22 protein-coding genes are annotated in these 20,306 nt (G+C 61.5%); 13 read left to right on the plus strand and 9 right to left on the minus strand.

Going from position 1 to position 20,306, the window contains the following annotated elements:
• Genes F3Y30_RS03380 through F3Y30_RS03390 form a run of 3 tightly spaced genes read left to right on the plus strand, consistent with a single transcriptional unit; the run spans position 1 to position 2,878 of the window.
• The gene (locus F3Y30_RS03380) at positions 1-1,170 is read left to right on the plus strand and encodes a mandelate racemase/muconate lactonizing enzyme family protein (protein WP_203425147.1); all 1,170 of its coding nucleotides are present in this window, start codon (positions 1-3) and stop codon (positions 1,168-1,170) included.
• A gap of 2 nt (positions 1,171-1,172) precedes the next feature.
• A complete protein-coding gene (locus F3Y30_RS03385; RefSeq protein WP_203425148.1) occupies positions 1,173-1,907 on the plus strand; it encodes a FadR/GntR family transcriptional regulator in 735 nt (244 codons plus the stop codon).
• Positions 1,904-2,878 (plus strand): NAD(P)-dependent oxidoreductase, encoded by a 975-nt coding sequence (locus tag F3Y30_RS03390; protein WP_203425149.1) that lies wholly within the window; start codon positions 1,904-1,906, stop codon positions 2,876-2,878. Before F3Y30_RS03385 ends, F3Y30_RS03390 begins: the two co-directional genes overlap by 4 nt.
• A 29-nt stretch (positions 2,879-2,907) precedes the next feature.
• On the opposite strand, the gene F3Y30_RS03395 is transcribed toward F3Y30_RS03390, so the two are convergent.
• The gene (locus tag F3Y30_RS03395; RefSeq protein WP_203425150.1) at positions 2,908-3,939 is read right to left on the minus strand and encodes an L-idonate 5-dehydrogenase; all 1,032 of its coding nucleotides are present in this window, start codon (positions 3,937-3,939) and stop codon (positions 2,908-2,910) included.
• Between the two features lie 43 nt (positions 3,940-3,982).
• Positions 3,983-4,804 (minus strand): bifunctional allantoicase/(S)-ureidoglycine aminohydrolase, encoded by an 822-nt coding sequence (locus tag F3Y30_RS03400; RefSeq protein ID WP_203425151.1) that lies wholly within the window; start codon positions 4,802-4,804, stop codon positions 3,983-3,985.
• Positions 4,805-5,240: 436 nt separating this feature from the next.
• Here F3Y30_RS03400 and F3Y30_RS03405 point away from each other — a divergent pair, with 436 nt between their 5' ends.
• The 3 genes from F3Y30_RS03405 to F3Y30_RS26685 are packed head-to-tail and all read left to right on the plus strand — an operon-like array spanning position 5,241 to position 7,578.
• Positions 5,241-6,230, plus strand: coding sequence for a phosphotransferase (locus F3Y30_RS03405; RefSeq protein ID WP_203425152.1), 990 nt, complete (start codon positions 5,241-5,243; stop codon positions 6,228-6,230).
• Between the two features lie 23 nt (positions 6,231-6,253).
• Positions 6,254-7,096 carry an aminotransferase class III-fold pyridoxal phosphate-dependent enzyme gene (locus F3Y30_RS26680; RefSeq protein ID WP_348649861.1) on the plus strand — a complete coding sequence of 281 codons (843 nt, stop codon included), beginning with the start codon at positions 6,254-6,256 and terminating at the stop codon, positions 7,094-7,096.
• 2 nt (positions 7,097-7,098) lie between these two features.
• On the plus strand, positions 7,099-7,578 hold the full coding sequence (locus tag F3Y30_RS26685) for an aminotransferase class III-fold pyridoxal phosphate-dependent enzyme (protein ID WP_348649862.1): 480 nt from the start codon (positions 7,099-7,101) through the stop codon (positions 7,576-7,578).
• 46 nt (positions 7,579-7,624) lie between these two features.
• Here F3Y30_RS26685 and fabG read toward each other — a convergent pair whose 3' ends face one another.
• Positions 7,625-8,398: a 3-oxoacyl-ACP reductase FabG gene (gene fabG, locus F3Y30_RS03415; protein WP_203425153.1), complete on the minus strand. Its 774-nt coding sequence runs from the start codon at positions 8,396-8,398 to the stop codon at positions 7,625-7,627.
• A gap of 292 nt (positions 8,399-8,690) precedes the next feature.
• Here fabG and F3Y30_RS03420 point away from each other — a divergent pair, with 292 nt between their 5' ends.
• From F3Y30_RS03420 to F3Y30_RS03450, 7 genes are all read left to right on the plus strand, one after another.
• On the plus strand, positions 8,691-9,830 hold the full coding sequence (locus F3Y30_RS03420; RefSeq protein WP_203425154.1) for a PotD/PotF family extracellular solute-binding protein: 1,140 nt from the start codon (positions 8,691-8,693) through the stop codon (positions 9,828-9,830).
• 142 nt (positions 9,831-9,972) lie between these two features.
• Positions 9,973-11,088: an ABC transporter ATP-binding protein gene (locus tag F3Y30_RS03425; RefSeq protein ID WP_246752855.1), complete on the plus strand. Its 1,116-nt coding sequence runs from the start codon at positions 9,973-9,975 to the stop codon at positions 11,086-11,088.
• Between the two features lies 1 nt (position 11,089).
• A complete protein-coding gene (locus F3Y30_RS03430) occupies positions 11,090-11,986 on the plus strand; it encodes an ABC transporter permease (RefSeq protein WP_203425155.1) in 897 nt (298 codons plus the stop codon).
• Positions 11,987-11,989: 3 nt separating this feature from the next.
• Positions 11,990-12,811: an ABC transporter permease gene (locus F3Y30_RS03435; protein WP_203425156.1), complete on the plus strand. Its 822-nt coding sequence runs from the start codon at positions 11,990-11,992 to the stop codon at positions 12,809-12,811.
• Positions 12,808-13,500, plus strand: coding sequence for an isochorismatase family cysteine hydrolase (locus tag F3Y30_RS03440; protein ID WP_203425157.1), 693 nt, complete (start codon positions 12,808-12,810; stop codon positions 13,498-13,500). The genes F3Y30_RS03435 and F3Y30_RS03440 overlap by 4 nt, the downstream gene beginning before the upstream one ends.
• 79 nt (positions 13,501-13,579) lie before the next feature.
• A complete protein-coding gene (locus F3Y30_RS03445; RefSeq protein WP_203425158.1) occupies positions 13,580-14,239 on the plus strand; it encodes an adenosylcobinamide amidohydrolase in 660 nt (219 codons plus the stop codon).
• Between the two features lie 76 nt (positions 14,240-14,315).
• Positions 14,316-15,077, plus strand: coding sequence for a DeoR/GlpR family DNA-binding transcription regulator (locus F3Y30_RS03450; RefSeq protein WP_203425159.1), 762 nt, complete (start codon positions 14,316-14,318; stop codon positions 15,075-15,077).
• A gap of 39 nt (positions 15,078-15,116) precedes the next feature.
• Here the strand turns inward: F3Y30_RS03450 and F3Y30_RS03455 are convergent, their stop codons facing one another.
• From F3Y30_RS03455 to F3Y30_RS03480, 6 genes are all read right to left on the minus strand, one after another.
• A complete protein-coding gene (locus F3Y30_RS03455) occupies positions 15,117-15,776 on the minus strand; it encodes a glutathione S-transferase family protein (RefSeq protein ID WP_203425160.1) in 660 nt (219 codons plus the stop codon).
• Positions 15,777-15,928: 152 nt separating this feature from the next.
• Positions 15,929-17,002 carry an ABC transporter ATP-binding protein gene (locus tag F3Y30_RS03460; RefSeq protein ID WP_203425161.1) on the minus strand — a complete coding sequence of 358 codons (1,074 nt, stop codon included), beginning with the start codon at positions 17,000-17,002 and terminating at the stop codon, positions 15,929-15,931.
• Complete coding sequence (locus F3Y30_RS03465) at positions 17,002-18,111, minus strand: ABC transporter ATP-binding protein (RefSeq protein ID WP_203425162.1); 1,110 nt, start codon at positions 18,109-18,111, stop codon at positions 17,002-17,004. The genes F3Y30_RS03460 and F3Y30_RS03465 overlap by 1 nt, the downstream gene beginning before the upstream one ends.
• Positions 18,108-18,311, minus strand: coding sequence for a hypothetical protein (locus tag F3Y30_RS03470; protein ID WP_203425163.1), 204 nt, complete (start codon positions 18,309-18,311; stop codon positions 18,108-18,110). The genes F3Y30_RS03465 and F3Y30_RS03470 overlap by 4 nt, the downstream gene beginning before the upstream one ends.
• Positions 18,308-19,267 (minus strand): carbohydrate ABC transporter permease, encoded by a 960-nt coding sequence (locus tag F3Y30_RS03475; RefSeq protein ID WP_203425164.1) that lies wholly within the window; start codon positions 19,265-19,267, stop codon positions 18,308-18,310. Before F3Y30_RS03475 ends, F3Y30_RS03470 begins: the two co-directional genes overlap by 4 nt.
• 1 nt (position 19,268) lies before the next feature.
• Positions 19,269-20,174, minus strand: coding sequence for a sugar ABC transporter permease (locus F3Y30_RS03480; protein ID WP_203425165.1), 906 nt, complete (start codon positions 20,172-20,174; stop codon positions 19,269-19,271).
• Between the last annotated feature and the right edge of the window lie 132 nt (positions 20,175-20,306).

Genomic DNA, 20,306 nt, shown 5'->3' on the forward strand with positions numbered 1-20,306 from the left:
ATGCGTATCAAGAAGGTCGAGGCCTGGTGGGTCCGAATTCCGATCGAAGCGAACCGGCAGCACCGGAGCGACTTCGGGCGCCTGACGACTTTCGATGCCGCGATCTTGCGCATCGAGACGGACGACGGGATCGTCGGTTGGGGAGAGGGCAAGAACGCCGCCGGAAGCGCCGGCCACTACGGCACGCTCGTCCACATGCTCAATCACGAGGTCGGGCCAAAGCTGGTGGGAAAGGATCCCGCCGACATCACGACGCTCTGGGAAATGCTCTACAACGGCGTTCGCCACGAAACCGCTTCCCAGTCCGGCCATGCGATGCCTGAATTGTCGCGCCGCGGCCTTTCTGTCGCGGCGATCAGTGCGGTCGATATCGCCCTTTGGGATATTCTCGGCAAGTCGCTCGGTGTGCCGGTCTGGCAGCTTCTGGGCGGGCGCAAGGCGGAGAGGCTGCCCGCCTACGCCTCGGGCGGATGGGAGAGCGCGGATAAGATCGGCGAACAACTGAAATCCTATGTTGCCTCCGGTGACTTTCGCGCAGTGAAGATGCGCGTGGGGGCCATGGATGGCGCGCCGCACCTCTCGGCGGCGCGTGTGCGTGCTGCGCGTGCCGCCCTCGGTCCCGGCGTCGAACTCATGGTCGATGCCCACGGAACATACACGGTGGCTGATGCCCGCCGTTTCGTTCAACTCGTCTCCGATTGTGATCTCGCTTGGTTCGAGGAGCCGGTGAGCGGCGATGACAAGTCGGGAATGGCCGAAGTCCGGTCCGCGGGCAATGTGCCAATCGCTGCGGGCGAGTCCGAGGCCACCCGCTTCGCGTTCCGTGACCTTGCGGTGTTGAAGTCGGTTGATATATTCCAGCCGGATCCGGCCTTCTGCGGCGGCATCACGGAGGCGATGCGTATCGGCGCCATTGCCAGTGCCTTCAATCTCCGTTTCGCTCCGCACTTGTGGGCCGGTGCACCTTGCTTCTTCTCCGGCCTGCATATCTGCGCCGCCTCGCCCGCAAGTTTCGTCATCGAATATTCGCTGGGTGCCAATCCGATGATCCACGATCTCGTCGAGGAGACAGTGGAGGTCAGGGACGGTATGATTGCGGTTCCGGACAAGCCGGGTCTGGGATTCACGATCAATGAGCGCGTCCTGGAGGCTCATGCACAAAGTAAGTGAACATGAAAGAAAATAACCTGCTTCCGGATCTTGCGGCCCATCTGTTCACCTATTCGAAGGTTGATAACGGCCGCACACCCTCCGAGCGCGAACTGGCGGAGCACTTCTCGGTCAGCCGCGGCCAGATTCGCGAGGCCTTGGCAATCCTCGAGGCGATGCGGATCGTCGAAAGACGCGCGAAGTCGGGCATCTATCTCACGACCACCGAGGCGAGTGTGGAGGCCATGGCGCTTTTCGCCAAGGCGGGAGTGCCGCTCGATCCGGTCCTGATCTACGAGACGGTCGAGCTTCGAAAGATCCACGAGATCAAGGCGGCCGAACTCGCCTGCTCGCGCGCCACGGAGGAAAACTTCGCTCGGCTGCGCGAGATCCTCCAGCGATCCGAAGAGCGGCTCGCCGCCGGTCAGGGGCTTGCGCGGGAGGATCGCGACTTTCACCTGGAGATCGTTCGGGCGACGCAGAACAGCGTCTTCCACAAGGTCTGCAGCGTGTACTACACCATGGGCGAACATCGCCTGCCCATCTATTTCGGTGACCTCGAGAGGAGCCGACGGTCGCACGAGGAACATATCCGGATCTACGAGGCTCTGGAGCGCCGCGACGGCAACCTGGCCCAGGCGCTCATGAACGCGCATCTCCAGGGTGCTGAGAGCTACTGGAAGGGTCTTATCGGAGGAAGCCCGACGATTGCCGGCGAGGGCGACGCCGATGCTGTGCTGACGGGAACCGACCGGTGAGCGTCATCTTCTCCACGCACCCGCTCCATCCGCGCGCAACGCGGCTGCTCGCGGAAGCGGGGGAGTTGAAGATTGCGACCGCTCCGGATCCGGACACCATCCTTCGAGAAGGAGGGGACGCCGATGTCCTGATTGTACGCGCGCCGATCCCGCCCTCCCTCTTTGCGGGCGCCGCAGGTTTGAGGGCCGCGATCCGGCATGGATCGGGCATCGACATGATCCCCTACGAGGCCGCGACCCGCGAGGGCGTCTTGATCGCCAACGTTCCCGGAGCCAATGCGACGACCGTTGCCGAGCACATAATCATGGTGACGCTCGCCCTGCTCCGCCAGTTTCGGACATTGGATCGCGACCTGCGAGCGAACGGCTGGCTGGCGGGCCGGGAGCATGCCAACGACGCGCTCGATCTCGCCGGTCGCGTGCTCGGTATCATTGGCATGGGCAATGTCGGTCGCGCACTCTTTCGCATTGCGCACCACGGCTTCGGCCTGGAGGTGCTTGCAAACAGCCGAAATGTCGCAAGCCTGCCCGAGGGCACACGCTTCGCATCCGTCGATGAACTCGTGGAGGCAAGCGACATCGTGGTTCTCTGTTGCCCGCTCACGCCGGAGACAACGGGTCTCCTGAACCGAGACCGGATCGCCCGCTTGAAACCGGGTGCAATCCTCGTCAACGTTTCACGTGGGCCCGTTGTCGATGACGTCGCCTTGATCGACGCGCTCGCAAACGGAAGGTTTGGCGGAGCTGCGCTCGATGTGTTTTCTACCCAGCCGCTGCCGCCCGATCACCCCTATTTCACCTTCGACAATGTGATCGTGACGCCGCACATGGCCGGCATCACGGAAGAAAGCATGATGCGGATGGGGACCGGGGCGGCGGCCGAGGCAATCCGGGTTCTGAGCGGCGAACTGCCGCTCAACTTGCGGAACCCGGAGGCATTGCCCCGATATCGCGAGCGTTTCCCGGTCTGAGTCTATGAAGGAGCGGCCCGTAGCGCGCTCTAGAATGTCAGCTGCACCTTCATGGCCCTGCTGCGGTCCGCCGCAAGCTCGAATGCCCGGATGGCCTCGTCCATCGGGTAGATCTCGGTGAGAAGCGGCCTGATGTCGATGCGGCGCTGGTTGATGAAGTCGACGGCGAGGTCGAATTCTTCGTGAAACCGGAAGGTGCCTCTCACTTCGATCTCCTTTGCCACGATGATGTTCAGCGGGAGCGCAACGTCGTCGCCAAGGCCCAGTTGCACGAGGACACCGCGTGGCTTCAATACCTCCAGGCCCGAGCGAAACGCACGCTCGTTGCCGGACGCCTCGAAATGCACATCGAAGTATCCCTTGTTGGACGCATAAACGGAGAGCGCTTGGGCATCCGATGCGACGTTGATCGTACGGTCGGCACCAATGAGCCGGGCTGTGCCTAGGACAGCGTCCATCACATCGGTGGCGACGATCTCCCGCGCGCCATGGGCTCGTGCGGCGATGATGGCAAGTGCACCGATCGGCCCGCAACCGGTCACCAGAACGCGCTTGCCGATCAGCGGCCCGGCGCGGGTTACCGCGTGCAACGTCACGGCGAGGGGTTCGGCGAAGGCGGCTTCGTTGATGGAGATGCCGTCTGCGATTTTATGGCACTGCCACGCCTCGGCGACCAGCCGCTGGCGAAATGCGCCTTGGATGTGCGGCATCGGCATCGCACTTCCGTAGAAGCGCATGCGCAGGCACTGGTTCTGCTGTCCGTTGAGGCAATAGCTGCAGGCATTGCAGGGCCGGCTCGGCGATACAGCGACCCTATCACCCACCGAAAGCGTCGTGACGCCGTCTCCGATTGCCCTGATCGTTCCGGCCACCTCATGCCCGAGGATCATCGGTTCGCGAAGGCGCACGGCTCCAAAACCGCCATGGTTGAAGTAGTGCAGGTCGGAGCCGCAGATGCCGCCTGCTTCTATTGCAACATCGACCTGCCCCGGTCCCGCCGCCTCGATGTCCCTCTCCTCGATGCGGAGATCTCTTGCGGCATGAATGACGACAGCTTTCATGGTCGGACCTCGAGGATGAAAGGCGGGAACGGGCGGCCTAAAACTACCAGAGTGCCGTGTGCCGGTTTACATCCTTGTAGAGCAGATACCGGAACCTGCCGGGACCGCCGGCATAACACGCCTGGGGGCAGAACGCGCGGAGCCACATGTAGTCACCTGCCTCTACTTCGACCCAGTCACCGTTGAGGCGATAGACGGCCTTCCCTTCCAGGACATAGAGGCCGTGCTCCATGACGTGGGTCTCCATGAACGGTATGGTCCCGCCCGGCTCGAAGGTCACGATGTTGACATGCATGTCATAGCGCACGTCGGCCGGATCGATGAACCGCGTCGTTCCCCACCGTCCGTCCGTGTCGGGCATCGGCGAAATGGAATGCTCGGATTCGTGCGTGAAGATCGCCTCGGGCTTGTCCAGGCCTTCGACCACCTGGAAGACCTTTCGGAACCAGTGAAACTTTGCCGGCACGCTTCCCGGATTGTGGAGGCGCCATGCCTGCGCGGGCGGAATATAGGCGAAGGAACCGGCTCTCAGCGCGTGCGTCGCTCCGTCCAGCTCGACGGTCAACTCTCCATCGACGACGAACAGCACGGCCTGGGCTCTCTTGTCGGGCTCCGGCCGATCGCTTCCACCGTTGGGAGCGACTTCCATCAGGTACTGGGAGAAGGTCTCGGAGAACCCGGTGAGCGGCCGGGACAGTATCCACGCGCGCGTTCCGGTCCAATGCGGCAGTACGCTGGTCACGATGTCGGTCATCACGGTGCGCGGAATGACGGCGTATGCCGTGGTGAAGATCGCCTTGCTGGAAAGCAACTCAGCCTGACCTGGCAGACCGCCGGGTGCCGAAAAGTATGTCGTACTGCTCATGTGTGCAAAGGTTCCTGTTGCTGTCGTCTGTCATGCGTCCGGTTCAGCGCTGGTGCGCATGTCTTCGGTCGCCGGAAGGCATGCCTTGCCTGTCCCAAGAATGCTTGCTGCGAGTCGCCGTGAGCTCCTCCCGACGCTCCCGGATTTCCAGCCGGATTGCTCCGCCCACAAAGTGTTGGCGGACCGTGCAGACCGGTGGCACGATTACTGACCTATCGGTCAGTTCCACCATAGCGTCAAGTTCGTCGTGAATCGATCTTGCCGACGTTGCAGGACTGTTCGGCGTTCACCGTGCGGTCCCCGGAAATTCGCCCTTCGCCGGATCCTGTGGCACGATAGAGATCTCGCCAGTGTGTGAAGTCAGTTGAATTATGTTGCAATCACCACATAAATATTGTTGCATCTTCAACGTTAAGAACCACGGTGTTGGACCCGCATGTTGTATGACAAAGAATTTCTTTCCCGGCTGACGGCGGGACTGCGAGCCGTGACCCCGGTCTGGGGCATCCCGGACAGCGCGGACCTGTCGCTTCTGACGATTTCGGAGAACGCGACCTACAAGGTCAACGATCACGAGACCCGTCGCAGACTGATCATTCGCGTTCACCGCCCCGACTATCACAGCGAGCAACAGATTCTTTCCGAACTCGCCTGGATCTCGGCGTTGAGGGAGAGCGGCGTGGTTGAGACGCCGCAGCCTCTAGCCACCGCCGACGGCCGGCTTCTCGTCTCGTTCTCTGATGGCGAGACCAGCCGCCATGCCGTTGCCTTCGAATTCATGCCGGGCAAGGAGCCGGACGCAGCGTCCGACCTGGTGAGGTGGTATGGTCATCTGGGCGAAATCAGTGCGCGCCTTCATGAACATAGTCGGCAATGGATCCGCCCCGATGGCTTCGAGCGCAAGACCTGGAACTTCGACACGATCATCGGGCGCAATGCCTACTGGGGAGAGTGGCGCAACGCGCTTGGGCTGAACGAGGTTGGACTCGAGATCCTCGAACGCACACATGCGCTTCTGGAGGCGCAGACGTTCGCCTATGGAATGGGCCCGGACCGCTTCGGCCTCGTCCACTGCGACATGCGCGCCGCCAATCTTCTCGTCGAAGGCGACCGCCTCGGCGTGATCGATTTCGACGACTGCGGAATAAGCTGGTTCGCCTATGACTTCGCCGCTGCGATCAGCTTCATGGAGCATGAGCCTGTCGTCGGCGATCTCATGGCCGCCTGGCTTGCCGGCTACCGGCGCGTGGCGCCCCTCGACCGGGAGCACGAGGAGGCGCTTCCGATGTTCATCATGCTGCGGCGCATGCAGCTGACCGCATGGATAGCGTCGCATGCGGAGACGCCGACGGCGCAATCCATGGGCCCGGCCTACACCTCGGGCACCGTCGCCCTGGCCGAACGCTATCTGGCCGAGCACGGCTGAGCCGGACCTTCAAGGAGTAGTCAATGACGGCGACCAAGCAGATCCTGTCCCTCAATCGTTTCGATGCCAGCAAGGCAACAGGCTTCGACGCAACGCTTACCGACCGGATCGCACGGCGGCAGGCGACATTCGGCGCGTCTTCGGTGCTTTTCTATGAGCAACCCATCGAAATGGTGCGCGCCGAGGGTGCCTTCATGTTCGATGCGTCCGGCCGGCGCTATCTCGACGTCTACAACAACGTTCCGTCGATCGGCCATTGCCACCCGCGCGTGGTTGAGGCGATCAGCCGCCAGGCGGCCGTACTGAACATTCATACGCGCTATCTCAATCAGACCGTGGAAGCCTATGCCGAGAAGCTTCTCGCAAGCTTCCCATCGCCACTTTCAAATGTCGTCCTCACCTGTACCGGAAGCGAGAGCAACGACCTGGCGATGCGCATCGCCTCGACCGCGACAAATGCCAAGGGCTTCGTCGTCACCAAGGCGGCCTATCACGGCAATACCGCAATGGTGACGGAGATATCGCCCTCTTCCATGCGGACACGGACACCGGCGCCGTTCGTTCGCACCGTGCCCGCCCCAGCCTCTGATGCCGGGCCTGACGTGGCATCGTCCTTCGCTGCAGCCATCAGGACCGCCATTGCCGAACTTCAGGAGGCGGGGCACGGCTTTGCCGGACTGATTGTCGACACGATTTTTTCGAGCGACGGCATCTATGCCGATCCGGCTGGCTTTCTGCGGGATGCTGCCGACGTCGTGCGGGAGGCGGGCGGCCTCTTCATCGCGGACGAGGTTCAGCCCGGCTTCGGCCGCACCGGCGGGGGCTGTGGGGCTTCTCGCGTCACGACATCGTTCCCGACATCGTGACCATGGGCAAGCCGATGGGGAACGGCTTCCCCATGGGTGGTGTCGTCACTCGACCCGACCTGCTTGCGGCATTCTGCGCCGAAACCGGCTATTTCAACACGTTTGGCGGCAATCCCGTCGCCGCGGCCGCGGGCCTCGCTGTCCTCGAGGTGATCGAGGAAGAGGGCCTCGTTGATAGCGCGCGCACCGTCGGGGCCAGCTTCCGGGACCAGTTGCGCGGCCTCATGCAGAGCTATCCGGCGATCGGCGACGTGCGCGGTGCGGGCCTCTTTCTCGGCCTCGATTTCATCGAGGAGAAGACGGGCGAGCCAGACACGGCGCTCGCGACCCATGTCATCAATGAAATGAAAAAGCGCGGCATTCTGATCGGGGCAGCTGGCCTTTTCGGCAATACCCTCAAGATCCGGCCGCCGCTCTGCTTCACCGAGGAGAACGCCGAGTTCTTCACGTCGATGCTTCGGGCGATCCTTTCGGAGAGGTGACTTCCGGTCGGGATGCCCCCGGTAAGGGCATCCCGTTGCAAGGCCGTCAGGCCATTGCCTCCAGTGCGCCCAGGGATTCCGGCAACACCTGTCCCCCGTCGACGACGATCGTCTGTCCCGTCACATAGTTCGCCTCCTCGGAGGCGAAGAACAGGGCGGCATTGGCGATGTCGGCCACTGTTCCCAGTCGCTTCATTGGGATGGAGGCTTCCATCTTGGCGATGTAGTCGCCGCCGATGCCGTCCAGCCCTTCCGTGAAGATGTTTCCGGGCATGACCGCGTTGACGGTAATGCCCCGCGGCGCAAGCTCAATGGCTGCGGTGCGCATGAAGCCGAGCTGGCCGGCCTTGCTGGCGCCATAGTGGGACCAGCCCGGATAGCCGGTGATCGGCCCCGTGATCGAGGAGGTGAGAATGATGCGGCCGCTGCCGGCTCTAGTCATTGCCGGAAGGACCGCCGAAACGCTGAGGAAACTGCTTCTGAGGTTGGTGGAGATGACGGTGTCGAACTCCTGCGGGGTCATGTCCCACAGCTTGGCGGCCGGAAAGATCCCAGCATTGGCGCAAAGCACATCGATGCCGCCGTAGCGCTCCTCGGCCGCCGCCGCCATGGCCTTGCAGCCGGCCTCGTCGCTGACGTCAGCGGCGAAGCCGGAGGCGTTGCCGCCGATCTCCTCTGCGACTTTCTCGGCGTCAACAAGCGATCGCGACACGACCAGCACGTTGAGCCCCGCTTCCCCGAAGCGCTTGGCTATACCCCTGCCGATCCCCCTGCTGCCACCGGTGACGATGATTGTTTTTCCTTGTAGTGACTTCAACATTTAATGACACCTCGCCTTTTGCAATTATGATGATTTTATCAGCACAGAAGTGATCCGTGTTCCGGATTTGGATGAGAAAATTCGCCTTGTTGGTGACCGCTTGCACAAAATAAAAGCAAGTTAAATCGGTATCTTAACTTCAATCTCGTCAATATCTCCCGTCATGGGCCACCGCGCCGGTGCATCGCAACATGGCGCAGAAGAAAAATGTTGTAAACAACACATTTTTGCGACACACTTCCAACAACCACAACATTTGAGACGCCATAATCCGTAAAGGAAGGGGAACGCAATGATGAGCATTTCCAGACGTAACGTGCTTCAGATGATGGGCGCGGCGGCATTCGCCGGCCCGCTTGCAAGCGCCGGCAAGGCATTCGCGGCCCGCGAGAAGGAGCTGAACATCCTGTGCTGGGAGGGCTACAACTCCGCCCAGGTGCTGGATCCGTTCCGCACGACCGAGACGGCGACCGTCAAGGCGGAGAGCCTGACCAATGATCCGACCATGATCAACCGCCTGCGCGCCGGCGAGACCAGCATCTGGGACCTGATCAACGTCAACAATCCCTGGGCTCGCAAAGTCATGGCGCCGGCGGGACTTATCAAGCCCTTGCCGAAGGAAGAGTTCGAGCCCTTCTTCGAAACGATGCTCCCCGCGTTCAAGGCGCCCTACAAATGGGCCATGAGCGACGACGGCAAGGATCTGCTCGGCATGGCCCAGCGTTTCGGCCCCTACAGCTTTGTCGTCAACACCGACAAGGTGAGCCGGGCAACGGCGGAGGAGCAGGGCTGGGATCTGTTCAATGATGCCTCGCTCGAGGGCAAGTACGGTATCCTGGAATCAGACGACTGGAACGTCTTCAACATCTTCCTCGTCGCCGGCATTCATCCCTTCAAGGAGCACAGCGAGGAGGAGATGAAGAAGTTCGAGGAGACAGCCGTGCGCGTCTTCAAGGGCGCGAAGATGGTCGGCGACATCGCGACGATGAACCAGGCCCTCGTCTCCGGGGAAATCGACCTGCACATGACCGGTGGAACCTATTCCGTATCGCCCGCGCGTGCTGACGGTTATCCGAATCTTCGCGCAGTGACCCCGCTGAAAGGCCCGATTGATGGCAAGGGCGGCGTATCGTGGATCGAGATCACCTCGACGGTGAACAATCCGCAGCTTTCGCCGATGGCAACTGAGTTCCTCAAATATGTCCAGGATCCCGAGGTGGCGCACACGGTTGCTTTTGCGGAAGGAACCTTCAATCCGGTCAGCCAGATGGGCAACCCGAAGTGCTTCGAGCTGTTCACCAAGGAGGAACTCGATGCGATCCAGTGGGACAGCCTCGAGGAGGAAATGGCGCGCTCCGCCGAATACGACATCGTGCCCGATTACGACAAGGCGCTCGAACTGATGACGGCCGCGAAACGTCTTCGCGGCTGATGCTGTCGACCGAAACGGCTGCCGTTTCGGGAACGAGACATCCGTGAAGACAAAGGCCCGAAACGCGGAAGCGGTGTCTTCGGATCGCGAAACGCTTCAGGCCCCAACGCCGTGCCTAGTCCATCAAGAGAAAGTCTGCCAGATGAGCCTTGCCATGTCCGTCGAACCGTCTCCACCGGAACCGGATGCCAAGACCAGCCGTCCTGTTCTCCAGCTTGTCGGTGTCCGCAAGGTGTTCGGCGATTTCGCCGCCGTCGACGGCATTGACGTCGACATTCAGGAAGGCGAGTTCGTAACGATTGTCGGGCCCTCCGGGTCCGGCAAGACGACCCTTCTTCGCATGCTTGCGGGCATGGAGGCACCCTCGCACGGCTATATCACGCTTCGCGGCGAACTCATCAATGATGTTCCCGCCAACAGGCGCCCCACCTGTCTTGTGTTCCAGTCGCTGGCCCTGTTCCCGCACAAGACCGTCGGAGAGAACATCGAGTTCCCCTTGAAGGTCCGCAAGGTGCCGCCGGCCGAGCGCAAGAGGCGGGCTCTGGAGCTCCTGCGCATGGTGCGGCTCCCCGAAAACTACCACGCCAAGAACGTCATGCGCTGCTCGGGCGGCGAACGGCAGCGCGTCGCACTCGCGCGTGCCTTCGCGTACGATCCTGACGTGCTATTCTTTGACGAGCCGCTTTCGGCGCTGGACTACAAGCTCAAGAAGGTTCTCGAAAAGGAACTGAAGGATCTGCATCGGGAGAGTGGCAAGACCTTCGTCTACATCACCCACTCGCTCGAGGAGGCCATGGTGATGTCCGACCGCATCGGCGTGATGCGTGCAGGAAAGCTCATTCAGATCGGCACGCCGGAGGAAATCTATGCCCGCCCGTCGGATCGGTTCGTGGCGGAGTTCTTCGGCGAGGTCAATACGATCGCCATACGCCGGTCCGACTCCGGAGGCTGGATCACCGAGGAGGGCGGAAAGCCCGTTGTGATCGGTACGGGCGCGGCCCCGGCAGGACCCGCAGCCGCAATCGTCGTTCGCCCCGAGTACATGCGCTTCGTCGACAACCTTGCCGGTGCCGACAACGTCATTTCCGGGCGCATCTACAACGAGTACTCACTGGGGTCCCGCATCCAGTACCAGATCCACGCCGAGGGACGCACCTTTCTGGTGGAAGTACCTCGCAACGCGGCCTGGAAGAAGACGTCGGCAGGCGATGTGATGATCGGCTGGGACGCTCGCGACGCGATATTGGTCGGAGGTTGAGATGGCGGTGGTCGCATTTCCTCTGGCGTCCGAAGAGAAGGAGCGGCGCCCGGTCCTGTCGGCCGGCCTGCGCAGCGCAAGCCCTGTGCTGGTGCTCTTGCTTCTCGGCTTTCTCGCTCCCCTGCTCACCGTTGCCGCCTACGCGTTCGCGACGCCGAAGAGCTTCGATGTCTTCCGGTCCTTCACGCTCACGAACTTCGCGGCGATCGTCGATCCGTCCAATACGGTCTGGACCTCGTTTGTCTGGTCGCTCGCATTCGCCTTTGCCAATGTGGTTCTGCTCGCAGTCATCGCCTATCCGATCGCTTACGGGCTGAACCGGGTCTTCGGCAGGGCGGCGAGCCTTGTCAGCATCCTCTTCGTCTTCCCGCTCTTCGTCTCGGAGAACGTCCGCCTCTACGGCTGGACCCTGTTCTTCATCAAGAACGGCGTTCTCGACGGCACGCTCAAATGGCTCGGCTTTTCCGGAGGCCCGGAAGTTCTCTACACGCCCGGCATTATCCTGTTCGGCATGATCTACGTGTACCTGCCTTTCATGCTGTTTCCGATGTCACTCGGCCTTGCCATGGTGCCGCGCGACCTGATCGATGCGGCACGCGACCTCGGTGCTGGCAGGATGATGATCTGGCGGGAGATCGAATTGCCCCTGGCTATGCCGGGAATTCTGATCGGCATGCTTCTTACCTTCGTCCTCGGGGCAGGCGCGATTTCGGAAGCCAAGATACTCGGCGGCCAGTCCGTGATTGTCATTGCGCAGGAAATCGAGGTTGCCTTCACCTACGCGCAGAACTGGCCGCTTGGCTCTGCCCTGGCGCTCATTCTCGTCGCCATCGTCAGCGGACTGGCGCTCTATGTCATGTCCAGGCTCGACCTCGACCGCATTCTCGGAAAGCGTTGATCCATGGAAACCATCGGTCAGGCCCGTTCACGTCTCTTCATCAGGCTATGGACCGCACTCGTGGTCCTCGCGATCTATCTGCCGATCCTCTGCGGCGCCCTGGCGGGGCTGGCCAAGGGACGCTACTTCGGCTTCCCCGTGCGGGCCTTTTCCGGCGAATGGTGGGGCAAGACGATTGATTCGCTGGAGATTCACGCGCTCGTCCAGAACTCGGTCCTGATCGCCTTCCTGGTCACGATAATCTCGGTCTTTCTCGCCTTCTTTGGCGCGCTTGCCTTCGCACGCTACGAATGGAAAGGTCGGCGGCTCTACCAGAAGATCCTCCTCCTGCCGATCTTCTTTCCGCAGCCGGTGCTGGGGCTGGCGCTGCTCTTGTGGTTCAATGCCCTGGGGATCAGCCCGAGCTGGCAGACGGCGGTGGTTGCGCATCTAGTGTGGATCGTGCCCGTCGTCACGCTTGTCATCGCCATTCAGGTCTACGGCTTCGACCCGGTCCTGGAAGAGGCCGCGAGCGACCTTGGCGCAAGCCGCCTGTTCATCCTTCGGGAGATTACCTTGCCGATCCTGTGGCCAGGGATCTGGTCTGGCGCGCTCTTCGCCTTCCTGCTGTCGTGGGGCAACTTCCCGCTGTCGCTCTATACGGCCGGCGCGGACTCCACGATCCCGAAGTGGCTTTACTCCAAGATGGTCGCCGGCTACACGCCAATGGTTCCGGCTCTCGGCACGATGAGCACCCTTTCGGCGGCAGCGCTGCTCATCCTCGGTGGAATCGTCGTGACACAGCTGCGCCGCCGCCAGGCCCGTGCCGCGGAGGACGCCATATGAACTGGAAGACGGCCTATCGTTCCTTCTACTACCAGGGTGCGCCGGAACCGCTGGATCCCGTGCTCGTCAAAGGCAAGGTGGCCCTCCTCGTCATCGACGTCCAGAACGTCTATCTCGAGCGGCCGGATCCTGCGACCTTGAGCGGCGAGGATCTCGCCCGTTACCATGGCTGGACGCCGTTTCACGAACGTATGCATGGCACGGTCATACCGAACGTCCGCCGCCTGCTCGACCGGTTTCGTGGAGCGGGGCTCGACGCCCTCTTTGCGCGAATAGCCTGCCTGAAAGACGATGGGCGCGACAGGTCGCTCAGCCAGAAGAAGCCGGGATGGAATGACCTTCTGCTGCCCAGGAACGATTGGGAATCGCAGATCGTGGAGCAGATTGCGCCCATTGGTGACGAGATCGTCGTCACCAAGACAACCGACAGCGCTTTGACGGGCACCAATTTGCGGCTGGTCCTCGCCAATCTCGGCATCACGCATGTCGTATGCGTCGGCATCTTCACCGATCAATGCGTTTCGTCGACCGTCCGTAGCCTCGCCGACGAGAGTTTCGACGTGATCGTGGTCGAGGATGCCTGCGCGGCGGGTTCAAGCGAACTCCATGACAGGGAGATCGAGATCATGAACATGATCTATTCGAGCGTCATGAGTACAGATGAACTGATCGGATACCTGCCTGAATGAGAGCGGCCGGCACTCAACTGGGAACTGAGGGCAATTCGCCCCCTTGCCTGTGCGGATTGATCCTGCGAAAAGCCGAAGCATGAAAGCCTTTGCCGTGACTTGCGTCAGCCCGCTTCTCGCCGCTGAATTCGGGGCGCCGCAGAGAATGTTGAGCTGGTCGATTACCCGACCGGGATTCGTCACGGCGCGCGCGGTCGCCTGGCTGCAGGTCAGCAATGCGGACCTTCCCGTGGGCGTCGATCCGTCGGAACTTCTTGCCAGACGGCTTTCGGATGCCGGTCATGGTGACGCCGTGCAATTGATGACATCCCGTGATGTTCGTAAGTATTGTCTTACGCAAGCAAGAAGCGGGGGTGTCACGGCGGCGTGTCTTACGACGGTTGGATTGGCCAACTGCGGCAGGGTCGGCGAACCGCCTCGCGCCGGTGCGCGCGCGGGCACCATAAACCTGCTTGCCCATGTCGATCGTGCCCTTGCCGAAGCTGCAATGATAGAGGTGTTGTCGATTGCCGCTGAGGCGCGGACGGCTGCAGTCATCGATCTCGGCTGGCGGGAAGACGGAAAGCTTGTCACCGGCACTGGAACGGACTGCATTGTCGTTGCCAGTCCGGAAGGGGACAATGGCGAATGCTATGCCGGTCTTCATACCGATGTCGGCGCAGCGATCGGTCGCGCGGTCTATGAGGCAGTGACCAGGGGAGGCAGGCAGTGGATCGACGAACGGAGGGGCATGGCGTGAGGAGAACCGAATCCAGCTTTTCATGGCGGACTCATGGCGCCCGTCGTTGCCCTGACAGAGGGATCGGACGCAAGCCATGAAGCGCTCGAAAGCTGCAAGACAGTCCCAGATCCTGACCGAACTCAATGGAATGCCGAGCCTGCGCGTGGCGGAACTCGCACGCCGGCTTACGGTTTCGACGGAGACGATCCGGCGGGATCTCGACGAGATGACGGAGCAGGGGCTGCTCAATCGCACCTACGGTGGGGCAATCAGGTCGCTCAGCACCGAGCCGTCGGTATCTGAGCGTCACACGCTGTTCATTGCCGAGCGTGAGCGCATCGCCAAGGCCACCGTCCAGCTCATTCGAGACGGTCACACCCTGATGATCGGTTCGGGCTCGACCACAGTGCACGTCGCGCGCCGCATCGCGGTCGAGATGAAGAACATAACGGTCATTACGCATTCCTTCGGCGTGGCAACCGTTCTTGCCATCAACCCGACCATCAAGGTCCTGATGCTGCCAGGGGATTACCATTCCACCGAGGGGGCGACCGTCGGCGTGCACACGGTGTCCTTTCTCAATGGCTTTTACGCCGACTACACGATCCTCGGCGCGAGCGGCCTCGCCCCGGATGGTCCTTCCGATGCCCTGATCGAGTGTGCGGCGGTTTATTCAGCGATGATCATGCGCGCGGCCAAGACCGTGGTCGCCGCCGATCATTCAAAACTCGATCGCATTTTCCCGGCCCGCTACGCGCCCTGGCTCCAGATCGGCCATGTGGTTACCGACGCAGCGCCCCAGGGCGCCCTCAGGACGAATCTCGAACAGAGCGGCGTAAAGACGGTCATCGCCTGAACCCCGTCATCACATCTGGTGTGGGATGTCTGGCGCGCTCTAGTCCCTGTCGGGTGCGCCGAGCGGGAAGTACGCCCGATAGGGTCTGGCTTCGTCGACAGCCCTGGCGAAGGACGGACGCTCGAGCAACCGGCGGCGATAGGCGTGGACGTTGGCGAAGCGCGGGTCGATCGGTTTCGTCCAGTCGGCGTAGAAAAGGGCGGGAGCCGCCGAACAGTCCGCCAGGCTGAATGTTTCGCCCGCAACCCAGGACCTTCCTTCCATGTGGCTGTCGAGCCAGGCATAGCACCTGTCGAGCATGGACCGCGCCTCTTCCACGCCGTACGCGTCACGGTCTTTCTCGTTGCGAAGGCTGTCGAAGACGATCTTCTGCTGCGATCCCTGGATGTAGTTGTCGAAGAAGCGATCAAGCATCCGGGTCTGGAGCGCCAGGTCGGGGTCGGTCGGTATGAGGCGAACGGGACCCGGATAGTGAAGCCCGAGATATTCGATGATGATCGAGGCCTCCAGAACCGTACGGTCACCGTCGACGAGGATGGGAAACCGCTTCAGCGGCCACAGTGCCTCGAACTCACTCAGAATGGATGGATTTTCCGCACTCAGCATTCGAAACTCGAAATCGACGTTGTTCTCGTAGAGCGCGATCAGGGCTTTCTGGCAGTAGGACGAGAACGGGTGCGCATAGAGTGCCGGTTTCATCGTCGCCTCCGAAGCTGGTTTCCGGGCAAGCCTGCGAAGTTTACAGGACTGATTGCATAATGCAATCAGATTCGATCCTCCTGTGTCTCACCTGTTGTGAGGCTGGGAGGAGGAACAGGCAACGTCCGTCGGTCCAATCGGAGTGGGATACCCTATCCCGTGTGCCCCAGGTTCATTCCGGTCTCGCCATCGAAAAGGACGACCTTGGCGGGGTCCCAGGCGAAGCGCACTGCCTCTTCGATTTCCACCCCGGTTCTGGCCGGAACCGTTGCGCGCAGCATGCTGCTGCCGACCCGAAGCGTCAGGATCTTCTCCACGCCATGGTTCTCGATGTCGTGCACGCGCGCTTCGGCGGGGGCGCCCCGATCAAGGAACAGGTCCTCCGGTCGAATGCCGAAGGTGAGCGGCCGGTCATCTGCGACGACCTGCCCCTCATAGGGAAGTTCGAAACTGTTCGGCGTCATGACCGCGCGCCCATTGAGAAGCTTGCCGTCGAGAAGGTTCATGGGCGGCGAGCCGACCGACCGGGCGACGAAGGTGTTCCTGGGATTGTTGTAGATTTCCTGAGGCGTTCCGGTCTGGACAAGGTGACCATTGTCCAGCACGCCGATCTTGTCGCCCATCGACATCGCCTCGATCTGGTCGTGGGTAACGAAGAGGAATGTCGCTCCGAGATTCATCTGGAGGTTCTTGAGCTCCGTGCGAAGCGCTTCGCGCAGCTTCGCGTCCAGCGCCGAAAGCGGTTCGTCCATCAGGAAAACACGCGGCTTGCGGACGATCGCCCGGCCGATCGAAACACGCTGCATCTCCCCGCCCGAGAGCCGGTCGGTCTTGCGGTCGAGCAGATGTTCGATCCGGAGCGTGCGTGCGACCCGCTCCACCCGTTCCTTGATCTCGTTCGCGTCGATCCGCCGGATCTTCGCCTTTAGCGGAAATTCCAGGTTCTCGCGCACGGTGTAGCGCGGATAGAGGGAATACTGCTGCAACACCAGAGCGACATCGCGCTCTGCCGCGCCCCAGTCAGCGACGTCGCGGCCATCGATCAGGATCCTGCCCTCGGTCGGCTTTTCCAGTCCGGCGATCAGCCGCAGCGTCGTCGTCTTGCCGGCGCCCGTCTGGCCGAGAAGCACGAAAAATTCGCCGTCGGCAATTTCAAGATCGAGGTTCCCCAGGGCGGGATGACTGCCGAAGGTTTTGGATATTCCCTTGAGTTCTATATGGGCCATCAGAGTTCGATTCCGAGAGAAATGCCGGTTGCCCTGTCGAAGAAATGGGCCTGCGAAGGATCGATTCTGGCCCAGACCCGCTCACCGGGATTGGGCACGAAACCGCTCTTGGTTCGCGCCCGCAACGTCTGCGAGCCAACCTTGAGATCGACGATGTCGTGAGAACCGAGCGGCTCGATGAGTTGCACCTCGACGGCTTGATATCCGTCACGCTGTTCACGGGCGATCTGGAGCCCTTCCGGTCGCACGCCGAGCACGATGCTCCCGCTCCTGGTGCCCTTGGCGTCGAGCTTGCCGATCAGTTCCGGAGGGAAAGCAAGACCTTCTGCGGCGCCATCGACCACGACGGTGGCCATGCCGTCTTGCTGGCTGACCATTGCATCGGCGATGTTCATCACCGGGCTGCCAACGAACTGGGCCACGAAGATGTTAGCCGGGCGGGAGTAGACATCCGAAGGGCTGCCGACCTGCTGGAGCACGCCCTCATGCATCACGACGATGCGGTCTGCGAGCGACATGGCCTCGACCTGGTCGTGGGTGACGTAGATCGTCGTCGACCCCTGCTTGAGGTGAAGCCGCTTGATTTCCGTGCGCATCTCCTCGCGCAGCTTCGCGTCGAGTGCGCCGATCGGCTCGTCCATCAGCATCGCCTTCGGGCGACGGACGAGTGCCCGCCCTATCGCCACGCGTTGCATGTCCCCGCCCGAGAGCGCCGACGGCTTCTTCGAAAGCAGGTGCGTGATCTGCAATGTCTTCGCGACGGCCTGCACCTCGCTATCGACCTCGCTCCTGCTCTTTCGTGTAGCGCGCAGGGGAAACGCGACATTCTCGTAGACGTTCATGTGTGGGTAGAGGGAGAAGGACTGGAACACGAAGGCGATATCCCGGTCCGAGGCCTTCATGTCCTGCACAGGCTTTCCGTCGATCAGGATATCGCCCTCGTCGATCGTCTCCAGTCCCGCGATGGCGCGCAACGTCGTCGTCTTGCCGCAGCCGGACTGGCCGAGGAGGACAATGAACTCGTTGTCGTTGATGGCGATGTTGAGGTCCTTGATCACCTTCAGAGCGCCGAAATACTTGCCGATCCCGCGAAGCTCGATCTGTGTCATGTCCTGGACCTCTCGTCCTTCTCCGGTTCCGGACCGATCTTGGAGGTGATCATGAAGGCAATGAGTCCGATCAGCGTCATCGTCAGTCCGTAGCGGTGCAGGAAGAGGTTCCAGGGTTGGCAGAGCGCAACGATCCCGGCGATCATCAGGATCTGCGCCGCGGGTTCGAGATATTTCCGGTTGATTGCTCTGAAGCTCATTTGCGGATCGCTCCGAATGACATGCCGCGCAGCAAGTGGTTCCGCAGCAGGAAAGTGAAAATGGCGACCGGCAAGAGGAACAGGACCGTGCCCGCGGCAATCACCGTCCAGTCAGGCAGCCCGGAACCGACCTGGCTCGGAATGAATGGCGGGGCCGTCTGCGCGCGACGGTTCGTCATGATCAGCGCGAAGGCGTATTCGTTCCAGGCCGTGATGAAGCAGAAGACGGCGGTCGCGGCGATGCCCGTCGCGGCCTCCGGCAACACGATCTTGAAGAAGGCCTCCATCCGCGTGTAGCCGTCGACGAGCGCCGCTTCCTCGTACTCCTTGGGGATTTCGTCGATGAAACCCTTCATGAGCCAGACAGAAAAGGACAGGTTGAACGCCGTGTAGAGGATGATCAGGCCCCAGTGGGTATCGTTGAGACCGACAGCGCGGTACATCAGGAACATCGGGATGGCGACCACCACGGGCGGCAGCATGCGAGTCGAGAGGATGAAGAACAGAAGGTCTGCCTCTCCCTTCACCCTGAAGCGCGAGAAGCCGTAGGCCGTGAACGTTCCCATGCTGACGGCAAGAACCGTCGAGCTGATCGCGACGATCAGTGAATTCATGAACCGGCTGGGATAGCCCGATAACTGCACTTCGCCCTTGCCCGAACGGACGACCTTCTCGCCGCCGTCGAAGACCAGCCGCTCCCACCACGGGGCTGCCGCATACTCTTCGGGCGTCGGCGGGTTTCTGAGCTGCGAGCGCTTGGTGAAGAGCTTCACGAAGGGTGAAATTTCGGGTTGGAAGACGACGGTCGGGGGTATCGTCGTCGCGAGGTTTCGCGGTTTGAAGGCCGTTGAGGTGATCCAGTAGATCGGAGCCAGAAAGATCAGCGTGATGACAAGGACCGCGGCAATCGCAAGGCGGTTCATCGCGCGTTCGGAAGATGTGCGAACGGCAGCCATCTCAGCGCTCCTTCACCTTGTTGAGGTACTTCACGTAGATGTTGGTGATTGCCAGCACCATGATCAGCACGATGTAGGCCAATGCGCAGGAGCGTCCCGTCTGCCATTCCTGGAACGCCATCTTGTAGAGCCGGATGGAGATCACTTCCGTCGTCGGCTGGCTGGTTAAGATGTAGGCGAGATCGAAGGTCTTGAAGGCCTCCATGGTACGGAAGATGATCGCGATCATAAGGATGGGGGCGACCAGCGGCAGCGTGATGCGGAAGAAGGTGTAGAATGGCCCGGCCCGGTCGATCGCCGCAGCCTCGTAGAGATGCTTGGGGACCGCCGAGAGCCCGGCCAGCGAAAGCAGCATGACGAAGGGCGACCACATCCAGATGTCGGTGATGGCGACCGCATAGAGCGCCATGCTCGGGTTCGCGAGCCATTCGAACGAGCCGAGGCCGAGCGCGTAGTTGATGATGCCGAAGGAGGGGTCGTAGAGCAGCTTCCAGAAGAGCCCCACGACCGCCATCGAGAGCATCATAGGCAGGAGAAGCAGCGTGGTCAGCAGTCCCTTGAACGGGATGTCCCGGTTCAGCAGCATCGCCACCCCGAAACCGACGAGAACCTGGCCAGTCACCGATACGATCACGTACTTCGCCGTGATCGCAAAATTGGTCCAGATGAAGGGGTCGTTCAGAAGCTCGCGGTAGTTCTGGAGCCCGATGAAGTTGGCCGGCGCGTTGGTCGAGGCGCGAAAGTCCGTGAAGGAATAGCCGAGCGAGTAAACGAGCGGAAAAATGTTGAAGATGATCAGGAAAAGGATCGTCGGGATGATGAACAGATTGCGGATCTTGATGTCGCTCATGCCTCGCGAGGCGGCGCGCGAATGCGAATCCAGCGTCGTCATGATAGCGGTTGCCAATACTCTCCTCCTCCGAGAGTTCGGCGCATGATTCCGGACGGAGCCGGGACGGGCATCACCATGCGCAGTTGCCATATGCCGGTCGGACCAAACGAGGCTGAGGGCCGCCTTCCGGTCGATGAAGGAGGGGAC

The organism is Sinorhizobium sp. BG8, from assembly GCF_016864555.1.
In the GTDB taxonomy this organism is placed as follows: Bacteria; Pseudomonadota; Alphaproteobacteria; order Rhizobiales; family Rhizobiaceae; genus BG8.